This window comes from Aromatoleum sp. (assembly GCF_032027225.1).
GTDB lineage: Bacteria > Pseudomonadota > Gammaproteobacteria > Burkholderiales > Rhodocyclaceae > Aromatoleum.
The window spans coordinates 67,036-85,591 of record NZ_JAVSMM010000007.1 but is presented as its reverse complement, the minus strand read 5'-3'; the positions used below and the strand labels follow the sequence as shown (position 1 = coordinate 85,591).

The window sequence follows — 18,556 nt, the reverse complement described above, 5'->3', positions numbered from 1 at the left end:
CGACCGGCCTCAACGCAGGACCGGCGCCTCTTCGAACGTGTGGTGCGGCGCCGGCGACGGCACCGTCCACTCGAGCCCGTCGGCGCCCTCCCACGCTCGCGCCGACGCGCGCACGCCGCCGCGCACGCATTTGACCGCGACGACGATGAAGATCAGCTGCGACAGCCCGAAGCCGAACGCGCCGATTGTCGCCATCATGTTGAAGTCCGCGAACTGCAGCGAGTAGTCGGGAATGCGGCGCGGCATTCCGGCGAGCCCGAGGAAGTGCATCGGGAAGAACGCGATGTTGAAGAAGATCATCGAGCACCAGAAATGGATCTTGCCGAGCCGCTCGTCGGGCATGTAACCGGTCCATTTCGGCAGCCAGTAGTACGCGCCGCCGAACAGCGCGAAGAGGCTGCCGGCGACGAGCACGTAATGGAAGTGCGCGACGACGTAGTAGGTGTCCTGCACCTGGATGTCGATCGGCGCGACCGCGAGGATCAGGCCGGTGAAGCCGCCAATCGTGAACACGAGGATGAAGCCGACCGCCCACAGCATCGGCGGCTCGAAGGACATCGAGCCGCGCCACATCGTCGCGGTCCAGTTGAAGACCTTCACGCCGGTCGGCACCGCGATCAGCATCGTCGCGTACATGAAGAAGAGCTGACCCGCTGCCGGCATCCCGGTCGTGAACATGTGGTGCGCCCATACCGAGAAGGACAGGATCGCGATCGCCGCGATCGCATAGACCATCGACGCGTAGCCGAACAGCGGCTTGCGCGCGAAGGTCGGGATGATCTGGCTGACGATGCCGAAGGCCGGGAGGATCATGATGTAGACCTCCGGATGGCCGAAGAACCAGAAGATGTGCTGGTACATCACCGGGTCGCCGCCGCCGGCCGCGTTGAAGAAGCTCGTGCCGAAGTGGCGATCGGCCAGGACCATCGTCACCGCGCCCGCGAGCACCGGCATCACCGCGATCAGCAGGTAGGCGGTAATCAGCCACGACCAGCAGAAGAGCGGCATGCGCATCAGCGTCATGCCCGGCGCGCGCATGTTCAGCACCGTGACGATGATGTTGATCGCGCCCATGATCGAGCTGATCCCCATGATGTGCACCGCGAAGATCGCCATGTCCTGGCCGATGCCCATCTGCACCGACAGCGGCGCGTACATCGTCCAGCCAGCGGCCGTCGCGCCGCCGGGCACGAAGAACGAGCCGATCAGCAGGATCGCCGCCGGCGGCAGCAGCCAGAAGCTCCAGTTGTTCATGCGCGCGAACGCCATGTCGGAGGCGCCGATCATCAGCGGGATCTGCCAGTTCGCGAAGCCGACGAAGGCCGGCATGATCGCGCCGAAGATCATCACCAGCCCGTGCATCGTCGTGAGCTGATTGAAGAACTCCGGCTGCACGATCTGCAGCCCCGGCTGGAACAGCTCCGCGCGGATCGTCAGCGCGAGCACGCCACCGGACAGGAACATCACGAACGAGAAGATCAGGTACATCGTGCCGATGTCCTTGTGGTTCGTCGTCGTGATCCAGCGCATCAGGCCGGTCGGCCCGTGGTGGTGGTCGTGCAACTGATCGGGGGTTACCGCGGCCATGCTGCCTCCTTGACGTTCCCTTGCCGGTGCGACACCCGGCCCGCCTGCTGTCGGCCGCCCGCGGCGTCGGTCGTGCCGCCGTTCACCTGCGGGCGCGATGCATTCACTCGGTCGCCTTGCTGCCGCCCGCCGCCGCCGGTTGCGGTGCGCCCTCTCGGGCGGCGCTCGCGCGAGTCGTCGGCGTGACGATCGGCGGGTTGGGATGGTTCTCGCCGGACGCGGCAAGCTGATTCGCGACCCATTCGGTGTAGGCTTGCTGCGACACGACGTGCACCTCGATCGGCATGAAGCCGTGGTCGCGCCCACAGAGCTCCGCGCAGTTGCCGCGATAGATCCCTTCGGTGTCGGCGCGGAACCATGCGTCGCGGATGAAGCCGGGGATCGCGTCCTGCTTGACGCCGAACGCCGGCACCCACCACGAATGAATCACGTCGTTGGCCGTCGTCAGCACCCGGATGCGTTTGCCGACCGGCACGACGAGCGGGTTGTCGACTTCGTGCAGGTAGTTCGGGCCCTTCGCCGCTTTGCCCTCGATCTGCTCGCGCGGCGTCGACAGGTTCGACACGAAGCGGATGCCCTGGCCTTCGCCCTGCAGATAGTCGTAGCCCCACTTCCACTGGTAACCGGTGGCCTTGATCGTGATGTCGGGGTTCGACGTGTCCTTCATCGCCAGCACGGTCTTCGTCGCCGGCCATGCCATGCCGAGGAGGATGAACACCGGGATGATGGTCCAGGCGATCTCGACCGTCGTGTTCTCGTGGAAATTCGCCGCGACCGCGCCACGGGACTTGCGGTGGCTGAAGACCGACCAGAACATCACGCCGAACACACCGACGAAGATCACCAGACAGATGATCAGCATCATCGTGTGCATGTCGTAGATCTGCACGCCGATCTCGGACACCGGAGGCGGGAGGTTGAACTTGCTCTTCGCCATCGAATCGCCCTGCGCGAACGCGGAGCGAGCGGCGACGAGCAGTGTGACTGGAGCTGCGGTGCGACCGGCAAAACTCATGTCCCAACCCCCATCGATTGCGGTGGCGGCATCCGCGAAAATTGCGGCCGTCGCGGCAAGCGCGGCCCCTTTTTCGGAGAGCCCGATGGAAACAGGAGTGGTCCGCGCCGCCCTTTTGCGATCTCCCCGTGCGTCCCCGTGCGACACGACGCGCGGGAGGCTTATCCGGAGCGGGAAATGCGACGGGCAAACCGCCTGTTCGAACCGATCATGCCATAGCGAAATCCGCACCCGCAATAACGGGTTTTTGCGCCGGATCAAGATATTGCGTCGCAATATGTGCTATCGCCGCGAGCGACGCGAAGAGCGTCGCTTTCCGGTTCGGGTTTTCCCGGATAGGCCGTTGGTGCAGCGCACCATGCATACGACAAAGAGATGTCCTCCGGCCCCTGCGGTAGGGTCCGCACGCACAATCCGGTAGGCTCGTTCCTGCGAAACGGCGACGCTGGGTCCCGGCGCTGCACAGGCGCGTCCGCTCGTCACCGCGACGCCAACTTTCCGCAGCCCGCGACCGCCGTCCCCGGGCGAGCTAGAATTGGCGCCCGCTCCGAGATCCCGACGCCATGCGCTATCCCCGCCCCGCTTTCGAATCGAAAATCTGCCCGCCCGACGACTTGCCCGCGCGCGCGGCGACGCTGGCTAGGCCGCTGGTGTTCACGAACGGCTGCTTCGACATCCTGCACCGCGGGCACGTCACCTATCTCGCGCAGGCCCGGGCGCTCGGCGCGGCGATGGTCGTCGCACTGAACACCGACGCGTCGGTGCGGCGGCTCGGCAAAGGGGAGGACCGGCCGGTCAATCCACTTGAAGACCGCCTCGCGGTGATGGCGGCTCTCGAATGCGTGGATCTCGTGACCTGGTTCGACGAGGACACTCCGCTCGCGCGCATCGTCGACGCGCGGCCCGAAGTGTTGGTCAAGGGCGGGGACTGGGCGGTCGACCGGATCGTCGGCGCGGCGGAAGTACGCAGCTGGGGCGGCGCGGTGCACTCGATCCCGTTCGACCACGAACGCTCGACGACCGCGCTGCTGGGTCGCATCCGCGGCGGCTGAGTTTTCGCCGTCAGCCCGGCCGGCGCTGTCGCTCCGGGTCCTGCCAGAGCGGGGCCATCGAATCATCGAACTGCGGGAAGAGCGTGTCGTGCTCGAGCAGCAGCCGCAGGATGGTCACCGCGTGCTCGGCCGGAAAGCCTTTTCGCGTGCCGCCCCGGGTGTCGTTGAACAGCGCGTTGATGAAATCGCGACCGTCCCTGCTGCCCCACAGTTTTTCGAGTTTCTCGAGGTGGGGAAAGGCAGCGTACAGCGCCGAAACGTCGGTTTTCCGCATTCGTCGGTCCTGGAACCTGTTCTGATCGCTGTGCCTGGCGCCCTTGCGTCGGCTGCGATCTCATCCCCGCGACACGGGCGCAAATAATCACCCGGCAGTTTTCGTGTTCGCGCCGCCGCAGCGGGCAGTGCCGCTCGGCGCGTCGCCGCCCTTCCCGCCTCCGCGGCGGACGATCGCCGGTAGAATGGCGCCGATGAGCACCGACCCCCGCCCCCCGTCCGCGCTTCACCTGCTCGAGCACGTTTTCGGCTACACCGCGTTCCGCGGAGAGCAACACGCAATCGTCGAACACGTCGCGGCTGGCGGCGACGCGCTGGTGCTGATGCCCACCGGCGGCGGCAAGTCGCTGTGCTACCAGATCCCCGCGCTGCTGCGCCCGGGCACCGCGGTCGTCGTGTCGCCGCTGATCGCGCTGATGCAGGACCAGGTGAGCGCCCTGCAGGAAGCGGGTGTAGCGGCAGCCTATCTGAACTCGAGCCTGACCAATGACGAATCCATCACGGTCGAGCGCGACCTGGTCGGCGGGCGGCTCGACCTGCTGTACGTCGCGCCGGAACGCCTGCTGACCGGGCGGCTGCTCGCGACGCTCGAACGCCTGCACCGCGACCGCCGCCTCGCGCTGTTCGCCATCGACGAGGCGCATTGCGTGTCGCAATGGGGCCACGACTTCCGGCCCGAGTACCTGCAACTGTCGGTGCTGCCGGAGCGTTTCCCCGGTGTGCCGCGGATCGCACTCACTGCGACCGCGGACCCGGAAACGCGCGAAGAGATCGCCGAACGGCTGGGCCTCGTCGACGCGCGCCGCTTCGTCTCGAGCTTCGATCGCCCGAACATCCGCTACCGGATGGTCGACAAGGACAACCCGCGCAACCAGCTCCTCTCTTTCATCCGCGACGACCACGCCGGCGAGGCCGGCATCGTGTATTGCCTGTCGCGGCGCAAGGTCGAAGAGACCGCTGCGTGGCTCGAGGAACAGGGCATCCGCTCGCTGCCGTATCACGCGGGCATGCCGCAGGAAGTGCGCGCGGCGCACCAGAACCGCTTCCTGCGCGAGGACGGCATCGTGATGTGCGCGACGATTGCGTTCGGCATGGGCATCGACAAGCCGGACGTGCGCTTCGTCGCGCACCTCGACCTGCCGCGCTCGATCGAGGGTTATTACCAGGAGACCGGCCGCGCCGGCCGCGACGGTCTCGCGGCGCAGGCGTGGATGGCGTGGGGCGCACAGGACATCGTGCAGCAGCGGCGGATGATCGACGAGTCCGAAGGGGCCGAGGACTTCAAGCGCCGCGCCCGCGCCCGGCTCGACGCGCTGGTCGGCCTCGTCGAGACGACCGGCTGCCGCCGCCGGCATCTCCTCGCGCATTTCGGCGAGGCGAGCGAAGCCTGCGGCAACTGCGACAACTGCCTCGAGCCGCCGCGCACCTGGGATGCGACCGACGCCGCGCGGCGTGCGCTGTCGGGCGTCTTCCGCACCGGCCAGCGCTTCGGCGCGGGGCACGTGATCGACGTGCTGCGCGGCGAGCTGACCGACAAGGTGCGCGACTGGGAGCACGAAAAGGTCAGCACTTTCGGCATCGGCACCGACCTCGACGAAAAAACCTGGCGCACGCTGTTCCGCCAGCTCGTCGCGCACGGCCTGCTCGCCGTCGATCACGATCGCCACAATGCGCTGACGCTGACCGACCTCGCGCGCCCGCTGCTGCGCGGCGAAGCGGAGTTCGCGCTGCGGATTCCGCCGGAAAAGTCGCGCACCCGGCGCAGCCGCAGCACGCGGCTGGAGATCCCGGATGGTGTGCCGCTGACGCTCTTCGACCGTCTGCGCGCCTGGCGCGCCGCCACTGCGCGTGAGCGTAACGTCCCCGCGTACGTGATCTTCCACGACGCGACGCTGCGCGAGATCGCGATCGCACGCCCCGCGAGCATCGTCGAACTCGCTGGCATTTCGGGCATCGGCGACCGCAAGCTCGACGCCTACGGGACCGCGATCCTCGAAGAGATCGCGCGCGAAGTCTAGCCAGCGGGCTCGCCCCGCAATTCGCGCGAAACCTGCCGCGCGCCAACCTTTCCGCCTCCGCCCGGAGCGCCCGTCTCCGGTCGCGTCTCACCCGTTCCGGGTACGTTCCCGGCACGGCGTTCGCTCGTCCCCGCCCTGCGGATTTCCACAATTCGGATGTCCACAACTCGGAAGTCCACAACAGTCGTCGGGTCTTGTCGGACGCCATACTCGCGTCCCCGCCAGAGTTGTTCGGGTAGATACGTCCGCGGAGTGAGGAGAAGAGTATGGCAAGAAAAGCCGTTTTCAAGAGTTTGTACTTTCAAGTGCTGGTCGCGATCACGATCGGCGTGTTGCTCGGGCACTTCTACCCCGAGACCGGCGCGGCGATGAAGCCGCTCGGTGATGGCTTCATCAAGCTCATCAAGATGATCATCGCGCCGATCATCTTCTGCACGATCGTCGTCGGCGTCGCCGGAATGGAGGACATGAAGAAGGTCGGCAAGACCGGCGGCCTTGCAATCCTCTATTTCGAGGTCGTCAGCACGATCGCGCTGATCATCGGCCTGATCGTCGTCAACGTCTGGCAACCGGGCGCCGGCATGAACGTGGACGTGTCGACGCTCGACACGAACGCCATCGCGCAGTACGCGGCCCCCGGGAAGATGCAGACGACGACCGAGTTCCTGCTGAACATCATCCCGGCGACCGTCGTCGACGCGTTCGCGAAGGGCGACATGCTGCAGGTGCTGTTCTTCTCGCTGCTATTCGGCTACTCGCTGCACGCGTTCGGCGAACGCGGCAAGCCGGTGTTCGACTTCATCGAGCGCCTGTCGCACATCCTGTTCGGCATCGTCGGCGTGATCATGAAAGTCGCCCCGATCGGCGCGTTCGGCGCGATGGCCTTCACGATCGGCAAGCACGGCCTCGGCAGCCTCGCGCAGCTCGCGCAGCTGATGGGCGCGTTCTACCTGACCTGCCTGCTGTTCGTGTTCCTCGTCCTCGGCTCGATCGCGAAGGCGCACGGCTTCAGCGTCGTCAAGCTGATCAAGTACATCAAGGAAGAGCTCTTCCTCGTGCTCGGCACGTCGTCGTCCGAGTCGGCGCTGCCGCGCCTGATGGCGAAGATGGAAAACGCCGGCGCGCAGAAGTCCGTCGTCGGCCTCGTGGTGCCGACCGGCTACTCGTTCAACCTCGACGGCACGTCGATCTACCTGACGATGGCCGCGGTCTTCATCGCGCAGGCCACGAACACGCCGCTCGACATCGGCCACCAGATCACGCTGCTCCTCGTGTTGCTGCTGACATCGAAGGGCGCGGCCGGCGTCACCGGCAGCGGCTTCATCGTGCTCGCCGCGACGCTGTCGGCGGTCGGCAACGTGCCGGTCGCGGGCCTCGCGCTGATCCTCGGCATCGACCGCTTCATGTCGGAAGCACGCGCGCTGACGAACTTCGTCGGCAACAGCGTCGCGACGCTGGTCGTCGCGAAGTGGTGTGACGCCCTCGACGAGAAGCGCCTCAACGCGGTGCTGTCCAACGAGACGGACGACGAAGCGGACGTGCCCGAAGCGGTGCTCGACGACGCCGTCGCGGCGATGGACCTGCACGCGCCGCACGTCGCGACCCAGCATCACTGATCGCAGCTTCAGCCGTCGGCATTCTGCCGATGGCGCTTTCCCGCCTCTGGCGGTTCACGGCCCGGTTTCCCCGGGCCGTTTGCTTTGTGGGCTCATCCGTGCCGCCCGTATCCGATGCTCGTCTGCAGTCGCTTTCGGGCGCATCGTCTCCGGGACGGCCCCGGACCAGGCCGGCCCCTCGCTCCCTCCGAACTCACGCCACCTCCTGTGCGGACCGCCGTTCCGCGCGCAAGCCCCGCGCCGCCGTTCCCCGCCGTCTGTCGCAGCGGCACACGATTTGCTGCGCATCGTCCGGAATTGCCCCCGGAGAAGTGGCATGAGCGCGTCGGCAGGAAAGCTCTGGGTACTCGCGAGGCAGTCGGTCAACGCATGGATCGACGACCGCGCGTCGAGCATGGGTGCGGCCATCGCGTTCTACACGATGTTCTCGCTCGCGCCGCTGCTGCTGATCTCGATCGGGATCGCCGGCCTGGTGTTCGGCGAGGACGCGGCGCGCGACGCGATCGTCGAGCAGGTCGGCGGGCTGGTCGGCGAGACCGGGGCGGAGGGCGTGCGCAGCGTGCTGGACGCGTCGCGCGACCCGGAAGGCGGGGCGATCGCGGCGCTCGTCAGCATGATCACCCTCGTCGTCGGTGCGACGACCGTCTTCGCGGAGCTGCAGTCCGACCTCGACGTCGTCTGGAAAGTGCCGCCGGAGAAGCAGAGCAGCGGGATCTGGGGCCTGGTCCGCGCGCAGCTGCTGTCGTTCGGCATGGTGCTCGGGGTCGGCTTCCTGCTGATCGTGTCGCTGCTCCTCAACGCCGCACTCGCCGCGCTCGGCAAATGGTGGGGAGCGTGGTTCGGCGAATGGGAAGTGACCTTGCAGGCGGTGAACTTTCTCGTGTCCTTCGCCGTCGTGACCGGGCTCTTCGCGATGATCTACAAGATCCTGCCGAGCGCGAAGATCGCCTGGGGCGACGTGTGGATCGGCGCCGCGGTGACGTCGCTGCTGTTCTCGATCGGAAAGTTCCTGATCGGCCTCTACATCGGCAGGAGCGCGCTCGCGTCGGGTTTCGGCGCCGCCGGCACTTTCGTCGTCGTCATCGTGTGGGTGTATTACTCGAGCCTCGTGTTTCTGCTCGGCGCCGAGTTTACGCACGAGTACGCCAAGGGCGCAGGCTCGAAGTCGGCGGGACGTGGGAGCGGGACAAACCCCTCGCGCGCCGCCCGATCAGCCGAATCGTGATCCAAGAGTGGGACCGATGGGGGCGGTGTCAGCGTGAGCGCAGGATGTCGACGTCCGCGCGGTTGCGCTCGTCGGTGTACGGCTGCACTTCGACCGGCGCCGGGCCGGCGAAGCATTGGACCAGCACGTTCGACAGCGGCCGGTCGCGGAACAGGATCTCGACCGCGCACGGGCCATACACCGACTGGATCGTCGCGATGAGGTTGCGCGCATAGGGCGTCGCGAGGCGCGAATCGACGATCAGGTTCGCGAACATCAGGCCGTCGGGCCGCAGCACGCGGCGCGTGCCCTGCCAGAACTCCTGCGTGACGAGGTGCGCCGGGATGCTCGTCAGCGCGCTGTAGGCGTCGACGACCACAGCGTCGAAGCGCTCGTCGGTGTCGGTGACGAAGCGGCGCGCGTCGGCGGCGACGAAGCGGCCGCGCGCCTTCTCGCCGAGGAACTCGCGCTCGGCGAGCTCGCGTATTGCCGGGTCGATATCGACATAGACGTAGTCGTTCTTCGGCTCGAGGTGCGACAGCGTGAAGCCGCCGGCGCCGAGGACGAGGATGTGCTTCTCGCGAAAACCGAGCTCGGCGACGAGCAGTTCGCGCAGCCGCTCGATGTAACGCGTGTAACGCGGCGGCTCGCTGTCGTCAATCATCGACGCGACCTGGTTGTTGATCCAGAACACGCGCGGATCGTCCATGTCGGGCACGGCGACGCGCTCGGTGCGATAGGTCGCGTACGCGGTCTCGATCTGCTGGGGCAGCACGATGTTGCAGCCGACCGCCACGATGGCGACTGCGGCGATGCGCGGGAGCGCACGCCAGCGCGGGGTCTCGGGGGCATCGCCGAGCCACGGAACGAGGCCAAGCAACAGCAGCGTGCACGCGAGCACCGCCGCGTACACGCCGAGCCATTGCATCACGAGCAGCGACAAGGACAGCGAGCCGAGGAACGACCCGAGCGTCGACCAGTACAGCGCGGCGCCGCTGCGCGCGCCGACCCGTTCGTCGCGCAGCAGGTTCGTCAAGAGCGGCACCGTCTGCCCGAGCAGCCATGCGATCGGGCACAGCACCGCGCCGATGAAGATCAGATACGCGAGGGGCGCCGGGCGGACATGCGCGAACAGCGCGTCGACGACCGGGCCGGCAAGCCCGACGGCGATGATCGCCGCCGCGAGCAGGAAGTTGTGCCGCACGCGGACGAGAAAGTCGCGCTCGACGCGCCCGCCCGCCTGGTAACCGAGCGCCAGCGCCAGCAGGAAGAACCCGATCGTCGGCGCCGTGACCGTGATGGAGCTGCCGACGTGCGGCACGAGCCGCCGCAGCGCAATGATCTCCGCGCCGAGCGACGAGAACCCTTCGACGAACACGGTCGCGAAAAGCACGATGACGGGGAGCGCGGACGGCACGGGCTTCGATGAGTGATTCATGGGCAGTTCCACAGCGGCAAGCAGGTGACAGGGCCCGCGGCGCGACTGCCGCGCCGGCCGCCGGATAGACTACGCCTCATGCGCGACCTCCTGCACCCCGTCCTGCTCGGCCTCCTCGTCACCGCCATCGGCGTCATCGCGCATCTGGGCGGCCGCGCGGCGGCGAAACATGCGGGGCAGTTGCACGTGGACGACGAAGACACGGCTGGGAACGGGGCGCCCGATGAAGAGATCGTCGGCAACGACAGCCGCGCGGAAAACGCCGGCGGGAAAGGCGGAGCGAACGAAAGCATGCCGCGGAAATACGGGACCGAGAGACAGGCGACCGTGACGGACGCCGACCACCCTCCGGACGCCTGACGCCCGTGTGGGCAGCGCCGCAGCACGGCCCGAGCCCCCTCCTCCCGCGCGGCAGCAGACGTAACAAACCCTCTCGTTTCCACTTCCGTCCTTGCCCCGCAGCGAGAGCCGGCCAACAATCGGCCCACTTTCGCCAAACACGAGGGGATGGAGATGGGATTGCTGGATGGACTGGCCGGTCAGGTGCTCGGAAGCGTGCTCGGCGGCGGACAGCAGGGGCTCGGCGGGCGCCTGCTGGAATTGGCGGTGAACCTCGTGCGCAACACCCCCGGAGGGCTCGACGGACTGCTGCAGCAATTCCGTGCCGCCGGCCTCGCGGACGCAGTCGCGTCGTGGATCGGCACCGGGCAGAACGTCGCCATCGACGGCGACCAGCTGACTGCGGCGCTCGGTTCGGAAACCATGGACGATGTCGCGAGCCAGGTCGGAGTCCCGCGCCAGGAAGCCGCTAGCGAACTCGCGCTGATCCTGCCGCGGCTGATCGATCAGCTCACGCCCGACGGCCGCGTCCCGCAAGGCGATGCGCTGTCCGGCGGCTTCGCCGAACTCGCGGCGAAGATCCTGCGCGGCTGAGCGCCGGGAGCGACACTCCGCCTGGCGAAGTTCCGCTCCCGGGCAGGCAGGGTCAGCGCTTGAAGCGCTCCTCGGCGATCGCGTCGGCGACCTCGCCGGTCGGGCGCTCCTCCTTGCGGGCGCGCGCGAAGACCTCGAGCAGCGTGTCGTGGATCCCCTCGATGTGGCGCGCGAGCGCCGCGGGGTCGAAGTTGCCGATCCGCTCGTGATACACGTCGATGATGCCGCCGGCGTTGATCACGTAATCGGGCGCGTAAAGAATCCCGCGCTCCATCAGCACGGCGCCGTGGCGCGGCTCCGCTAGCTGGTTGTTCGCCGCGCCGGCGACGATCTTCGCCTTCAGCTGCGGCACGGTCTGGTCGTTGATCACCGCGCCCATCGCGCACGGCGCGAACACGTCGACGTCGAGACCGAAGATGTCGTCGGGCGCAACGACGGTCGCGCCGAGTTCCTTGCCCGCGGCGAGGAGCGGCTCGCGCTGCAGGTCGGTGACCCACAGCTCGGCGCCGGCGCCCTTCAGCCGCCGCGCGAGATCGAGGCCGACGTGCCCGAGCCCCTGCACCGCGACGCGCAGGCCGTCGAGCGAGTCGCGCAGCAGGCGCTCCCTGACCGCCGCCTGGATGCCGACGAAGACGCCGTACGCCGTGGACGGCGACGGGTCGCCGCTGCGCGTGCCGTGCTCGGCCGGCTTGTCGTGGACGCCGGACACGTGCCGCGTGAATTGCGCCATGTACTTCATGTCGTCGACGCCGGTGCCCGAGTCTTCGGCCGCGATGTAGCGACCGTGCAGACGCTCGACCGCCTGCGCGAACGCCTTCAGCAACTCCGGCGTCTTGTCGGTGCGCGGGTTGCCGATGATCACCGACTTGCCGCCGCCGAGCTTCAGGTTCGCGATCGCGGACTTGTAGGTCATGCCGCGCGACAGCCGCAACACGTCGCGAACCGCCTCGTCCTCGCTCGCGTACGGCCACATGCGGCAACCCCCGAGCACCGGCCCGAGATTCGAGTTATGCACGGCGATGATGGCCTTCAGGCCGCTCCGATCGTCGCTGCAGAACACGACCTGCTCGTGATCGGCGAAATCGCGGTTGGAAAATACGCTCACAAGTTTCTCCTTCATCGGTCTCAAGGGGCGCGGCGCCTCCGTCCTTCACCGCTTGTGACAGTGGCGGACCGAGGCGCCGCAGGAAATCGGTCTTGCCCGGTGTCCGCCCGACGGGACCTGCTGCATTCCAGCGTCCTTCATCTGCTTCGACCGGCCGGCATGAGTGAGGTTACATGCCGCGTCGGAAACCCGTCCGACTTCGACCGTCGCTGCGCCAGTTCGGCTACGCGGCCGGCTGGACCGGCCGGCGTCGAGCGATGTTACGCGAGGCGCCAAAGCTGTCGGACGTCGGCCTTCGCTGCCTCTCACCCGACCTACGGGGGGAGCAACCCGTCGTCCGACGTCATTCGCAGCGCTCACGCCGACCACCGACCGCCGGGGGCGAGAGTAGCGCGCCGCGCTGCTCCTGTAGGTCGGACGAAGCGCAGCGAAAGCCGACAACACCGCTACGCGGGGACGACCTGGATCGTCCTGCGTTCGCCCCGCGCGGCCGACGGGGTCGCGCCGCCGCCGTTGCGCAGCGCGTCGAGCAAGGTCGCCTCGCGCTTCTTCGCATTCGCGACGTAACGTTCGCGCACGGGGCCGAAGCCGCGCATCTGCTCGGGGAGCTGCGCGAGCTCGACCGCGGTGTCGTGGTTCGCGGCGTCGAGCTTTGCGAGGACTTCCTCGATGACGCGCTCGTAGTCGGCGATCAGCCGGCGGTCGAGCTTGCGGTCGTGCGTCCGCGCGAACGGGTCGAGCGCGCTGCCGCGCAGCCCCTTCATCTTCGCGAGCATCCGCATCGCCTTCAGCATCCACGGCCCATACGCCCTCTTCTTCGGCTCGCCGGTCTGCGGGTCGCGCTCGGCGAGCGCCGGCGGCGCGAGGTGGAACACGAGCTTGTAGTCGCCTTCGAACTGCTCCTCGATGCGCTTGACGAAGTCGCTTGCGGTGTAGAGCCGCGCGACTTCGTACTCGTCCTTGTAGGCGAGCAGCTTGTGGTAGCCGCGCGCGACCGCCTCGGCGAGCCGCGTCTTGCCCGGCGCGACCTTCTGCTCGGCTGCGCGCACGCGCTCGACCAGTTGCGCGTAGCACTCGGCGTACGCGGCATCCTGATAGTCGACGAGGTAAGCCTTGCGCCGCGCGATCACCTCGTCGAGCGACGCCGACAGCTTGTGGTGCTCGGGCGTGCCGTGCGGCGGCTTCGCGGCGGCCTCGACTGCGCCCGGATCGACCGCCGCCCGGCGGCCCCACTGGAAGGCTGCCTTGTTGGCCTCGACCGCGGTGCCGTTGATCTCGATCGCATGCAGGATTGCGTCGCGCGACAGCGGCACGAGCCCGCGCTGCCACGCGAAGCCGAGCATGAACAGGCTCGTCCCGATCGCGTCGCCGAGGATCGCGGTTGCGAGGCGCGACGCTTCGAGGAACTCGACGTTGCCGCTGCCGACGGCGTCGGCGATCTGCGCTTCCATCGAGCCGGCGGGGAACTGCGGGTCCGGGTGCTTCGCGACGTCGCCGCTGCGCGCCTGGGCCGCGAAGCCGCGCACGAACTCGCTGGTGTTGGTCTGGTCGCGGTTGATGACGACGCGCGTGTGCTCGGTGCGCATCTTCGCCAGCGATTCGTCGCTCGCGGACACCACGAGGTCGCAGCCGATCACGACGTTCGCATCCCCCGCGGCGACGCGCGCGGCAAAGATGTCCTCGGCCCGGTCGGCGATCTTCACGTGCGACCACACCGCGCCGCCTTTCTGCGCGAGGCCCGCCATGTCGAGCACCGACACGCCCTTGCCTTCGAGGTGCGCGGCCATGCCGAGCAGCGCGCCGATCGTCACGACGCCGGTGCCACCGACGCCGGTGATGAGTATCCCCCACGGCGCTGCGGTCACCGGCAGCACCGGCTCGGGCAGCGACGCGAACGCGTCGGCGCTCGCGTCGGCCGCCTTGCCCTTCCTGAGCCGGCCGCCTTCGACGGTGACGAAGCTCGGACAGAAGCCCTTCACGCACGAGTAGTCCTTGTTGCACGACGACTGGTCGATCGTGCGCTTCCTGCCGAACTCGGTCTCGACGGCGGCGACCGACATGCAGTTCGACTTGTCGCCGCAGTCGCCGCAGCCTTCGCAGACGAGGTCGTTGATGACGACGCGGGTCGCCGGGTCGGGAAACTTGCCGCGCTTGCGGCGGCGGCGCTTCTCGGCCGCGCAGGTCTGGTCGTAGATGATCGCGGTGACGCCCGGCGCTTCGCGCAGCTCGCGCTGCACCGCGTCGAGCTCGTCGCGGTGGCGGATCGGAATGGCGTGCGGCAGGTCCGACGGACCGTACGCGCGCGGCGTGCCGTCATTGACGACGATGATGTTGTGCACGCCTTCGGCCACGAGCTGCTGCGCAATGATCGGCACCGACAGCGTGCCGTCGTGCGGCTGGCCGCCGGTCATCGCGACCGCGTCGTTGTAGAGGATCTTGTAGGTGATGCCGGCCCCGGCGCCGGGCCGCCCCAAGGCGGGGCCCACGTCCCGTCGCGAGCGCGGCGAGCAGCTCCTCTCCCCCTTCCCCGGGAAGGGGGCGGGGGGAAGGCCGTGATTGAAGGCGGCGACCGCGGCGCGGATCGCGAGGATCCCCGAGTGCATGTAGGTGCCGTCGCCGAGGTTCGCGAACACGTGCGGCGTGCTGGTGAAGGGCGCCTGCCCGACCCAGGCCACGCCCTCGCCGCCCATCTGGCAGAAGGTCTGCGTCGATTCGGGGGACAGCCAGGTCGCCATGTAGTGGCAGCCGATGCCGGCGAGCGCGCGCGAGCCTTCGGGCACTTTCGTCGAGGTGTTGTGCGGGCAGCCCGAACAGTAGTGCGGCACGCGCGCGATCGACAGCCGCGGCTTCGCGAGCGCGGCCTCCTTGGCGTCGAAGAACGCGAGGCGCGCACGAATCCTGTCCGACGTGTAGAAGCGCCCGATCCGCGCCGCGATCACGCGCGCGATCATCGCCGGAGTGAGGTCGCCGGCCGCGGGCAGCATCCAATCCCCATGGGGGAGCGACCACTCCCCCTTCTCATCGAACTTGCCGATCACGCGCGGGCGCACGTTCTCGTTCCAGTTGTAGAGCTCTTCCTTCAGCTGATATTCGAGGAACTGGCGCTTCTCCTCGATCACCAGGATCTCGTCGAGCCCTTCGGCGAAGTGGCGCACGCCTTCGGCTTCGAGCGGCCACACCATGCCGACCTTGTACAGGCGGATGCCGATCTCGGCGGCGAGCGCGTCGTCGATGCCGAGGTCCTCGAAGGCCTGACGCACGTCGAGGTAGCTCTTGCCGGCCGTGATGATGCCGAGCCGGGCGTTCGGGCTGTCGATGACGGTCTTGTTGAGCTGGTTCGCGCGGCAGTAAGCGAGCGCCGCGTACAGCTTGTGGTGCATCAGCCGCTTTTCCTGCACGAGCGGCGGATCGGGCCAGCGCAGGTTCAGCCCGTCCGCCGGGAGCGGAAAGTCGGTCGGAATGATCGTCTCGACCTTGAACGGATCGATATCGACCGAGCCGGAGGTCTCGACGGTATCGGTCAGCGCCTTGAACGCGACCCAGCAGCCCGAGTAGCGCGACAGCGCGAAGCCGTGCAGGCCATATTCGAGGTAGTCCTGGATGCCGGCCGGCGCGAGCACCGGCATCATCATCGCCTTGAACACGTGCTCGGTCTGGTGCGGCAGCGTCGAGGACTTCGCGCCGTGGTCGTCGCCGGCGATCACGAGCACGCCACCGTGCTTCGACGTGCCGGCCGCGTTCGCGTGGCGGAACACGTCGCCGCTGCGGTCGACGCCCGGGCCTTTGCCGTACCAGATCGAGAACACGCCGTCGTACATCGCGTTCGGGTCGAGATTCACCTGCTGCGTGCCCCACGCCGAGGTCGCCGCAAGGTCCTCGTTGAGGCCGGGCTGGAAGCGGATGTGATGCGGCTCGAGGTATTTCTTCGCCTTCCAGAACTCGTGGTCGACGTTGCCGAGCGGCGAGCCGCGGTAGCCGGTGACGAAACCGGCGGTGTCGAGCCCCGCCGCTTTGTCACGCAGTCGCTGCATGATCGGCAGGCGCACCAGCGCCTGGATGCCGGTCATGTACGCGCGGCCGGAGGTCGCCGTGTATTTGTCGTCGAGCGAGACGGGGCGAAGCGTCGTCGGGAAGGTGGTGTGTGCCATGGCGTTCGAATCGTCGCCGACCGGCGCGCGCGGCGCTCGTGGCGCCGGAGTCCGGCCTGCCGACGTTGTCTCCTCTTTGGTTGGTGTTGTCGCGCGCCCGCGGCATTCGGCACGCATTGCCATCGTAGGGAGAAAACGCGGCAAAAAATTTCCTTCTTCGCGCCCAGTTCGGGAGCTTTCAGGAACAAATTTCCCCGCCTTCGCGCTTTTCAGCCAAAACACGCCGATCCCGGCGGACGCACCGCAACATCCGCCGCGGCGCCTGCCTCCCGGCGCGGCCCGCCGACGATTCGGCGCCCCGCGAAAGGACCGGCGACGGCCGCAATGCGTACATTCCGCGCTTGAAAGCCGCCGCCATCGGACGAGAATGACGCGCGCGCCCGAGACGCCCGCGGCGGACCTTGCGCGGCGCAGCAGAGCCGAGCGCAACAAGTTCGCGACTTGCGGGGTGAGGGCGACAATTTTTTCCGCCAATCGCGAAAACCGCGCGCGAACTCGCACAGATTTTCTGCAATCGGCTGCTTAACATTTCCGCTCCTCATCGGCGGACCACGACGGCGATGAATATAAAAATGCAAGGCGGAGACGATTTTTCGTGGGCTGGCGAACGCCGCGGGCACCCCCGCGTCGAACGCGCTGCGGAGCCTCCTCTTGCCCGCGATGCCTACGAGGCCAATCGGAGGAGACTCATGCAACTCGACGTTCGACATCCCGCCGCGGTGCGCGGCCGGCCCGCTCCCGCGCTTTTCGTTGCCGTGTGCGGGAGGCATTGAGATGGCTGCAATCGAAACGGCAAGCGGGGCGCACGCGATGGGCGCGGTGAAAGTACACGACCACTGGTCGTCGCGGATCGGCTTCATCATTGCGGCCGTCGGCTCGGCCGTCGGCCTCGGCAACATCTGGAAGTTTCCGTACATGGTCGGGCAGAGCGGCGGTGCCGCGTTCGTGCTCGTCTATCTCGGTTGCATCGCGCTGATCGGGCTGCCCATCATCATCGCCGAGTGGCTGATCGGCCGCCGCGGCCAGAAGAACCCGATCAACACGATGGCCGAGGTCGCGCGGGCGAATGGCCGCGGACGCGGCTGGGTGCTGATCGGCGCGGGCGGCACGCTCGCGGCCTTCCTGATCCTGTCCTTCTACAGCGTCATCGGCGGCTGGGCGCTCGCGTATCTCGCCGAGGCCGGCGCCGGCTCCTTCACCGGCATCGACAAGGACTCGGCCGCGACGCTGTTCTCCGGCCTGCTCGCGAACCCCGGCCGCCTCCTCGCGTGGCATTCGGTCTTCATGCTGCTGACGGTCGGCGTTGTCGCGATGGGCGTGTCGACCGGTCTCGAGCGTGCGACGAAGCTGATGATGCCCGCGCTCGGCGTGATCCTGCTCGTGATGGTCGGCTACGGCACGACGACCGGCAGCTTCGGCGCGGCGGTCGATTACCTCTTCACGCCCGACTGGAGCAAGCTCGACAGCGGCGTCGTGCTCGCCGCGCTCGGCCACGCGTTCTTCACGCTGTCGCTCGGGATGGGCGTGATGATCGCGTACGGCTCCTATCTTCGCCAGGACATCGACCTCGTGCGCGCCGCCGCCACGGTCGCAGTCGCCGACACGACGATCGCGCTGACCGCCGGCCTCGCGATCTTCCCGATCGTGTTCGCGAACGGCCTCGACCCGTCGTCGGGCCCGGGCCTCGTGTTCGTCACGCTGCCGCTCACGTTCGGCAAGATCGCCGGCGGCCTCGTCCTCGGCGTGCTGTTCTTCGCGCTGCTGATCTTCGCCGCGCTGACGTCGTCGATCTCGCTGCTCGAACCTGTCGTCGAGTTGCTCGAGGAACGCACGCCGATGGGCCGCATCGCGTCGAGCGTCGTCGCAGGCCTCGCGACCTGGGCGCTCGGCATCGGCGCGCTGCTGTCCTTCAACGCGTGGAGCGACGTCCTGATCTTCGGCCAGAACATCTTCGACCTTCTCGACAAGCTGACGAGCAAGTTCATGCTCCCCGCCTGCGGCCTCGGCGCGATTGTGTTCGTCGCGTGGTTCCTCGACCGCGAGAGCGTGCGCAAGGACCTCGACCTCGGTCCGGTCGGATTCGGGATCTGGAACGTGCTCGCGCGCTACGTCGCGCCCGCGGGCGTGATCGCGGTGTTCTGGGGCAGCCTGTAGGCGGGAAAGCGGG

Annotated in this window: 13 protein-coding genes; 7 read left to right on the top strand and 6 right to left on the bottom strand. The window is 67.8% G+C overall.

From position 1 onward, the window contains the following. Positions 1-9 precede the first annotated feature (9 nt). Both ctaD and coxB read right to left on the bottom strand, forming a co-directional pair. Positions 10-1,587 (bottom strand): cytochrome c oxidase subunit I, encoded by a 1,578-nt coding sequence (gene ctaD, locus ROZ37_RS09945; protein WP_312659177.1) that lies wholly within the window; start codon positions 1,585-1,587, stop codon positions 10-12. A gap of 103 nt (positions 1,588-1,690) precedes the next feature. After that, complete coding sequence (coxB, locus tag ROZ37_RS09940; RefSeq protein WP_312659176.1) at positions 1,691-2,602, bottom strand: cytochrome c oxidase subunit II; 912 nt, start codon at positions 2,600-2,602, stop codon at positions 1,691-1,693. A 563-nt stretch (positions 2,603-3,165) separates the two neighbouring features. Here coxB and rfaE2 point away from each other — a divergent pair. Continuing rightward, positions 3,166-3,654 carry a D-glycero-beta-D-manno-heptose 1-phosphate adenylyltransferase gene (rfaE2, locus tag ROZ37_RS09935; RefSeq protein WP_312659175.1) on the top strand — a complete coding sequence of 163 codons (489 nt, stop codon included), beginning with the start codon at positions 3,166-3,168 and terminating at the stop codon, positions 3,652-3,654. A 10-nt stretch (positions 3,655-3,664) separates the two neighbouring features. Here the strand turns inward: rfaE2 and ROZ37_RS09930 are convergent, their stop codons facing one another. Further along, a complete protein-coding gene (locus ROZ37_RS09930; protein ID WP_312659174.1) occupies positions 3,665-3,928 on the bottom strand; it encodes a hypothetical protein in 264 nt (87 codons plus the stop codon). Positions 3,929-4,121: 193 nt separating this feature from the next. Between ROZ37_RS09930 and recQ the strand changes: the two genes are divergently transcribed. The 3 genes from recQ (at position 4,122) to ROZ37_RS09915 (ending at position 8,786) form a co-directional block, all read left to right on the top strand. Further along, positions 4,122-5,945 (top strand): DNA helicase RecQ, encoded by a 1,824-nt coding sequence (recQ, locus tag ROZ37_RS09925; protein WP_312659173.1) that lies wholly within the window; start codon positions 4,122-4,124, stop codon positions 5,943-5,945. Between the two features lie 266 nt (positions 5,946-6,211). Further along, positions 6,212-7,561, top strand: coding sequence for a dicarboxylate/amino acid:cation symporter (locus ROZ37_RS09920; RefSeq protein ID WP_312659172.1), 1,350 nt, complete (start codon positions 6,212-6,214; stop codon positions 7,559-7,561). 316 nt (positions 7,562-7,877) lie between these two features. Further along, positions 7,878-8,786, top strand: coding sequence for a YihY/virulence factor BrkB family protein (locus tag ROZ37_RS09915; RefSeq protein ID WP_312659171.1), 909 nt, complete (start codon positions 7,878-7,880; stop codon positions 8,784-8,786). A gap of 28 nt (positions 8,787-8,814) precedes the next feature. Here ROZ37_RS09915 and ROZ37_RS09910 read toward each other — a convergent pair whose 3' ends face one another. After that, complete coding sequence (locus ROZ37_RS09910; protein ID WP_312659170.1) at positions 8,815-10,203, bottom strand: fused MFS/spermidine synthase; 1,389 nt, start codon at positions 10,201-10,203, stop codon at positions 8,815-8,817. A gap of 78 nt (positions 10,204-10,281) precedes the next feature. Between ROZ37_RS09910 and ROZ37_RS09905 the strand changes: the two genes are divergently transcribed. Both ROZ37_RS09905 and ROZ37_RS09900 read left to right on the top strand, forming a co-directional pair. Beyond that, the gene (locus tag ROZ37_RS09905; protein ID WP_312659169.1) at positions 10,282-10,563 is read left to right on the top strand and encodes a hypothetical protein; all 282 of its coding nucleotides are present in this window, start codon (positions 10,282-10,284) and stop codon (positions 10,561-10,563) included. Positions 10,564-10,710: 147 nt separating this feature from the next. After that, entirely contained in the window at positions 10,711-11,136 is a 426-nt protein-coding gene (locus ROZ37_RS09900; protein WP_409449950.1) for a YidB family protein, read from the top strand. 52 nt (positions 11,137-11,188) lie between these two features. On the opposite strand, the gene ROZ37_RS09895 is transcribed toward ROZ37_RS09900, so the two are convergent. Together ROZ37_RS09895 and ROZ37_RS09890 are read right to left on the bottom strand one after the other, a co-directional pair. Further along, positions 11,189-12,241 carry a Glu/Leu/Phe/Val dehydrogenase dimerization domain-containing protein gene (locus tag ROZ37_RS09895; protein ID WP_312659167.1) on the bottom strand — a complete coding sequence of 351 codons (1,053 nt, stop codon included), beginning with the start codon at positions 12,239-12,241 and terminating at the stop codon, positions 11,189-11,191. Positions 12,242-12,687: 446 nt separating this feature from the next. Beyond that, complete coding sequence (locus tag ROZ37_RS09890; RefSeq protein WP_312659166.1) at positions 12,688-16,389, bottom strand: indolepyruvate ferredoxin oxidoreductase family protein; 3,702 nt, start codon at positions 16,387-16,389, stop codon at positions 12,688-12,690. Between the two features lie 774 nt (positions 16,390-17,163). On the opposite strand from ROZ37_RS09890, the gene ROZ37_RS09885 reads away from it, so the two are divergent. Next, positions 17,164-18,543, top strand: coding sequence for a sodium-dependent transporter (locus ROZ37_RS09885; protein ID WP_312659165.1), 1,380 nt, complete (start codon positions 17,164-17,166; stop codon positions 18,541-18,543). The last annotated feature ends 13 nt before the right edge of the window (positions 18,544-18,556 follow it).